The organism is Mesorhizobium sp. M5C.F.Ca.IN.020.32.2.1 (assembly GCF_004023105.1).
Classification (GTDB): Bacteria; Pseudomonadota; Alphaproteobacteria; order Rhizobiales; family Rhizobiaceae; genus Mesorhizobium; species Mesorhizobium wenxiniae.
In genome coordinates this window covers 1-5108 of sequence record NZ_RZSX01000455.1, presented here as the reverse complement: position 1 = coordinate 5108, position 5108 = coordinate 1, and the positions used below count along the sequence as shown (strand labels likewise).

The 5108-nt window shown below is 61.0% G+C and carries 7 protein-coding genes and 1 pseudogene; 3 read left to right on the top strand and 5 right to left on the bottom strand.

Annotation, left to right across the window (positions count from 1 at the left end):
- The 3 genes from EOA86_RS21520 to EOA86_RS21510 form a co-directional block, all read right to left on the bottom strand.
- Positions 1–308, bottom strand: a 308-nt coding sequence (locus tag EOA86_RS21520) for an alpha/beta fold hydrolase (RefSeq protein WP_164891886.1), incomplete at its 3' end; no start/stop codon positions are given.
- Between the two features lie 20 nt (positions 309–328).
- Positions 329–841: a DUF192 domain-containing protein gene (locus EOA86_RS21515; RefSeq protein ID WP_128343475.1), complete on the bottom strand. Its 513-nt coding sequence runs from the start codon at positions 839–841 to the stop codon at positions 329–331.
- A 110-nt stretch (positions 842–951) separates the two neighbouring features.
- Complete coding sequence (locus EOA86_RS21510; protein ID WP_203546853.1) at positions 952–1527, bottom strand: cold-shock protein; 576 nt, start codon at positions 1525–1527, stop codon at positions 952–954.
- 238 nt (positions 1528–1765) lie between these two features.
- Here EOA86_RS21510 and gloA point away from each other — a divergent pair, with 238 nt between their 5' ends.
- Positions 1766–2206, top strand: a complete 441-nt coding sequence (gene gloA / locus EOA86_RS21505) for a lactoylglutathione lyase (RefSeq protein WP_127317011.1) — start codon at positions 1766–1768, stop codon at positions 2204–2206.
- 132 nt (positions 2207–2338) lie between these two features.
- The gene (locus EOA86_RS21500) at positions 2339–2632 is read left to right on the top strand and encodes a DUF2218 domain-containing protein (protein WP_128343473.1); all 294 of its coding nucleotides are present in this window, start codon (positions 2339–2341) and stop codon (positions 2630–2632) included.
- Positions 2633–2644: 12 nt separating this feature from the next.
- Here the strand turns inward: EOA86_RS21500 and EOA86_RS21495 are convergent, their stop codons facing one another.
- Positions 2645–3199 carry a DUF1697 domain-containing protein gene (locus tag EOA86_RS21495; RefSeq protein ID WP_128343471.1) on the bottom strand — a complete coding sequence of 185 codons (555 nt, stop codon included), beginning with the start codon at positions 3197–3199 and terminating at the stop codon, positions 2645–2647.
- A gap of 10 nt (positions 3200–3209) precedes the next feature.
- Positions 3210–4466 carry a threonine ammonia-lyase IlvA gene (ilvA, locus tag EOA86_RS21490; RefSeq protein WP_128343469.1) on the bottom strand — a complete coding sequence of 419 codons (1257 nt, stop codon included), beginning with the start codon at positions 4464–4466 and terminating at the stop codon, positions 3210–3212.
- 237 nt (positions 4467–4703) lie between these two features.
- Here ilvA and EOA86_RS21485 point away from each other — a divergent pair.
- A pseudogene (locus EOA86_RS21485) lies at positions 4704–5108 on the top strand (hypothetical protein); the annotation flags it as partial.

The following is a 5108-nucleotide window of genomic DNA, read 5'->3' as shown; positions in this document are numbered from 1 at the left end:
GAGTAGCCCATGACATGGGCGCGTTCGATGCCGAGATGGGTCAGCAACGCTGCCCCGTCGGAAGCCATTTTTGCTGGGGTATAATCGGCCTCTTCATAGCTCTTCGACGAGGCGCCATGGCCGCGATTGTCGAAGGCGATGGCGCGGTAGCCGGCATCGTTAAGCGCCTTGAACCAGCCGGGCGACACCCAGTTGACGTAATGGGTCGAGGCAAAGCCATGGATCATGAGCACCGGATCGCCCTGCCCCGATGCCGGCTGGCGGTCGAGGAAAGCAAGATCAAAACCGTCATGGGAGAAAAACTGCATCTGCGCCGGATCCTGCGCGTTCAGTTGTGCGCAGTGCCGATTGCCGGGTGGCGCAACAAATCGCCGTCCGCGATGCCCCCCCTGGCGGCGGTGCCCGCCTTGAGCTCGAGCACGAAGCGAACCGGCTCGCCGGGCGAGATCATCGCCTCGGATTGCGGCTCGCCTTGCTTGATCGCCCGGATCCTGCCGTCCTGACCGACAAAGATCAGGTCGAGCGGCATCGGCGTGTTCTTCATCCAGAAGCTCACATCCCGAGGCTCCTCGAACACGAACAGCATGCCATGATTGTCGGCCATCTCCTGGCGAAACATCAGGCCGGCCTCGCGCTCGGCGGAGGTGTCGGCGATTTCGACAGAGAACGAGCGTTCGCCGCCTTTCGTCACCGCGACCAGCGGCTGCGGGTCGACGGCAAGGATCATCGCCCGGCCGTCTGCCGAAGCCGGTTGCTGCGAATGGAAGAAAGCGCCTGTGGCGATGACAAAAGCGATCGCGGCGCAGACTACGCCCGTTGTCAGCCAGTTCCTGTAAGTCATTCAGAATCCTCGGCCATCGCCCTAGACCATGATCCCGAACCTACGGTTCGAAAAAGATCATGGTCAAGCAGAAAGCACTAGGTCGCATCCCGATTCGATCGGGATGGACCTTAGTGCGAGACGGGCAAGGTACCCATATCCGGGTGAATTTCGGCAGCCATAAGGCCTTTGTCGCCGCGCCCGAAGCGGACCAGCACAACCTGCCCGGGCCGGAGCTCGGTAATGCCGTAACGGCGCAGGGTCTCCATGTGGACGAAAATGTCCTCGGTGCCCTCGCCTCGGGTCAGGAAACCGAACCCCTTGGTGCGGTTGAACCATTTCACCAGCGCCCGTTCGAGGCCGCTTTCCGGCGTCACCGAGACGTGGGTGCGCTGCTCCTGCATCTCCGCCGGATGGGTCGCCGTGGTGAGATCCATGGAGAGCACGCGGAACGCCTGCAATCCGCGCTCACCTTGCTTGACCAGGCAGACGACGCGCGCACCTTCCAAGGCGGTCTGGAAACCGTCCTTTCGAAGACATGTCACATGTAGGAGAATATCGCCGGAAGAGCCGTCATCGGGAAGAATGAAACCGTAGCCCTTGGCCACGTCGAACCATTTGATGGCGCCCGCAACCTCGACAAGATCGGCAGCATCGCCGCTCTCGTCTCTTTGCAAGGCGTCGCGACCGGTTCCGTCCCGCCCCATGAAAGAGGCTTTTTCCCCCATAAGAACGCCCCCCTTTTTCCAAGAATACCGCAACTGATTCTTGACGTTAGATTAACACTGCCACTTCCGGTGTGTGCAAGACCTGAGCTGCCTTTTTTCACGGTTCATTGCTGGATACCGGATTTGTTGTTTGCCGGCACGACCGGTTATCGGGAATTGCCCTTTGGCCGGGTGGCTTCTATGTTCCGCCGCAACGCAAACATTTCGAGGAAATCACATGCGCTATCTCCACACCATGGTCCGTGTCGCCGACATCGATGCCTCGCTCGATTTCTACTGCAACAAGCTTGGCCTCAAGGAAGTGCGCCGCCACGAAAACGAACAGGGGCGCTACACGCTGATCTTCCTCGCCGCGCCCGAAGACGAGCAAAGCGGCATCGCCGACAAGGCGCCGCTGATCGAGCTCACCTACAATTGGGATCCGGAAGACTACAAGGGCGGCCGCAATTTCGGCCACCTCGCCTACGAGGTCGACGACATCTACGCCACCTGCCAGCAGCTGATGGACAAGGGTGTCACCATCAATCGGCCGCCGCGCGACGGCAACATGGCCTTCGTCAAGTCGCCGGACGGCATTTCGATCGAGCTTTTGCAGAAAGGCCCGGCCAAGGCCAAGGCCGAGCCCTGGGCGTCGATGCCGAACACCGGAAGCTGGTAACCCATCACAAGATCGAGGGCGGGTACGACCGAGACGGACATTATTATGCCGTTTCTCGAGATCGCGCCTATCTGTCCGGCGATCACGCCTGCTTCCGAAATTGGCGCATCTTGCCTTAGGAGAAATCCATTCATGCCGACCAGCCATGTCGATGTCGCCACTGAACATGCGAGCCGTTATCTGCAGCAGCTATGCAAGCATTGGGCGCACAAGTTTCCGGTCGAGTTCGATCCGAACCACGGCACGATCGACCTCTCACTGGGCCGTGCAGTTCTCGATGCCGATGCCGCAGCGCTGCATATCGCGGTAACCGCTGACAAAGCCGGCTCGCTGGAGCGCCTGGAAACGGTCGTTGCCGACCACATCAAACGCTTCGCTTTCCGCGAACAGCTGACGTTCGACTGGAAAAGGGCTTCGGCAGCGTAGGCGGCTATGTTTTCAGCCGCCTCGTCCGGCCATCTCCAGCAGCGTCAGCACCGTGCGCCAGTTGCGCGCGGTGCCGGGCACTTTCAGCGTGCGCGGGATGAGATTGGCAAACACCGATTTGCCGAGGCCTTCCGGTGCATGCAGGTAAAGCACGTCGCCCTTGGTCTCGAACCGTTCGGGACCGGTGCATTTTTCGGCCAGCCGCGCGACCTCATCGGCGATCGGCTCGCGTTCCAGCGCGTAGACGTGGAGTTTCGTCGGCTCCCCGGCGACTTCCGGATAGGGATTGTCCGCCACCAGCCGCTCGAACCAGCCGAGATCGCGCACCATGATGCGCGAGTGAAATCCCCATTTCTTCTCGAAGGCCGTTTCCAGCTGTTTGGTCAGCGCGGCCGCATCGCCCGTTGCCGACCGGAACACGACGTTGCCGCTCTGCACGTAGGTGGCGACGTCGCCAAAGCCGAGTTTCTCGAAGAACGACCGAAGTTCGGCCATCTTGACGATGCGGTTGCCGCCGACATTGATGCCGGAAAACAATGCAACGAATATCTTCTCCTCTTCACTCATATTCGGCCGCTCATATGATGAACCCGGCGAGCGTCTCGTTGTCGGTGATGTCCTGATACTGAACGCCCTCGGCCTCGAAATTCGCGTTGAGCAGCTCGAAATTGCGGCGATCCTTGGTTTCGATGCCGATCAGCACCGAACCGAAATTGCGCGCCGACTTCTTCAAATATTCGAAGCGGGCAATGTCGTCGTCAGGCCCAAGCAATTCGAGAAAGTCGCGCAGCGCGCCCGGCCGCTGCGGAAAGCGGATGATGAAGTACTTCTTCAGTCCTTCGAAACGCAGCGCCCTTTCCTTCACATCCGGCAGCCGCTCGAAATCGAAATTGCCGCCCGACACCACCGCGACGATGGTCTTGCCCCTGATTTCCTTCTTCGAAAAATCCTTGAGCGCGTCGATCGCCAATGCGCCGGCCGGCTCCAGCACTACGCCTTCGACATTCAGCATCTCGATCATGGTCGCGCAGAGCCGGTTTTCCGGGATCAGCCGCACGGCCTCAGCGGCAAAATCCCTGAGGTGCCGCAACGGTTCGCGGCCGATCTCGGCCACCGCCGCGCCGTCGACGAAATTGTCGACCCTGGCAAGCTTGATGCGCTTGCCGGTGGCGAGGCTCTCGCTGAGGCTTGGCGCGCCGGCCGGCTCGCAGAAGACGAAGCGCGTGTCGCGGCGCTGGTCGGCGAAATAATGCGTCACACCCGCAGCCAGACCGCCGCCGCCGACCGGAAGCATGATGATGTCGGGCATCCGCGCGCCCGGCATCTGGCCTGATATCTCGTAGGCGACGGTCGCCTGCCCCTCGATGATGTCCTTGTGGTCGAACGGCGGCACCATGTGCGCGCCGGCGCTTTCGGTGAATTCGAAGGCGGCGCGGTAACAGTCGTCGAAAAAATCGCCGATCAGCCTGATCTCGACGAATTCGCCGCCGAACAGCCGCGTCTTATCGATTTTCTGCTGTGGCGTCGTCACTGGCATGAACACCACACCTTGTCTGCCGAAATGACGGCAGACGAAGGCAAAGCCCTGCGCATGGTTGCCGGCGGAAGCGCAGACGAACAGTTCGGCGTCGTTGCCGGCGTCGAGCGCCTTGCGGAAGAAATTGAACGCGCCCCTGATCTTGTAGGAGCGCACCGGCGACAGGTCCTCGCGCTTCAGCAGCACGCGCGCCCCGGTCTTCTTCGAGAGGTAATCGTTTTCCTGCAGTGGTGTTTCCGGGAAAATCTCGCGGATCGCGGCGGCAGCGGCAGCGACGCGGGAGGAGAAACTGGTCATCGGAAAAATCACCCCGAATCGTCTGTGGTCTTCGCGTGCGATTGTCGGTCCCGAAGCTAGCACACGCCGTACGTGTTGATCAGGGCAATCGTTCTGGCTTTCGTGCAACAGTGCTTTGACAGTCGCAAGGCGCTGAGCGCAATTCGGCTGGATATGACTTACTTCTGCCGCACTTCGACTGTCCGGGAGGGGTTCGCGGAGGTTGGATAGCCTTTCGGCCGGAGTGGAATTCTAGAGTTGAAGAAGATTTGTATCCTTGTCCTTATCTTGCTGGTTGCCGGCTGTGGCGGCCGGCAAACCGAGGAACTGCTCGGTAGCGCCATGGTCTCCGCGCCGGTGACGGAAATCGCCGGCAACCACAGCATCTTCATCGCCACGACGCGCAAGCGCTCCGACGATCCCAGCAAGGTTTTCGACCGTGAGCGCTCGGCCACGCTGAACTATGCCCGCGCCAACGTCACCGTGCCGGGGACCCACGAAACCGGTCGGATCGAGCGGCGTTCGCGCGGCAAGTCGAACGACCCGGCCAAATACTTCATGGCCTCCGACGTCGTCGGCTACGACACCGCGCCGAAAGTCTCCAGCGCGCTCAGCACCGACATCGCCGCGCGCGGCGGCCGCGTCATGGTCTTCGTCCACGGC

Excerpts from the sequence above, each read along its gene's own strand:
- gloA (WP_127317011.1), top strand. The coding sequence starts at position 1,766 with ATGCGCTATCTCCACACCATGGTCCGTGTCGCCGACATCGATGCCTCG.
- ilvA (WP_128343469.1), bottom strand. The coding sequence starts at position 4,466 with ATGACCAGTTTCTCCTCCCGCGTCGCTGCCGCTGCCGCCGCGATCCGC.
- EOA86_RS21515 (WP_128343475.1), bottom strand. The coding sequence starts at position 841 with ATGACTTACAGGAACTGGCTGACAACGGGCGTAGTCTGCGCCGCGATC.
- EOA86_RS21510 (WP_203546853.1), bottom strand. The coding sequence starts at position 1,527 with ATGGGGCGGGACGGAACCGGTCGCGACGCCTTGCAAAGAGACGAGAGC.
- EOA86_RS21495 (WP_128343471.1), bottom strand. The coding sequence starts at position 3,199 with ATGAGTGAAGAGGAGAAGATATTCGTTGCATTGTTTTCCGGCATCAAT.
- EOA86_RS21500 (WP_128343473.1), top strand. The coding sequence starts at position 2,339 with ATGCCGACCAGCCATGTCGATGTCGCCACTGAACATGCGAGCCGTTAT.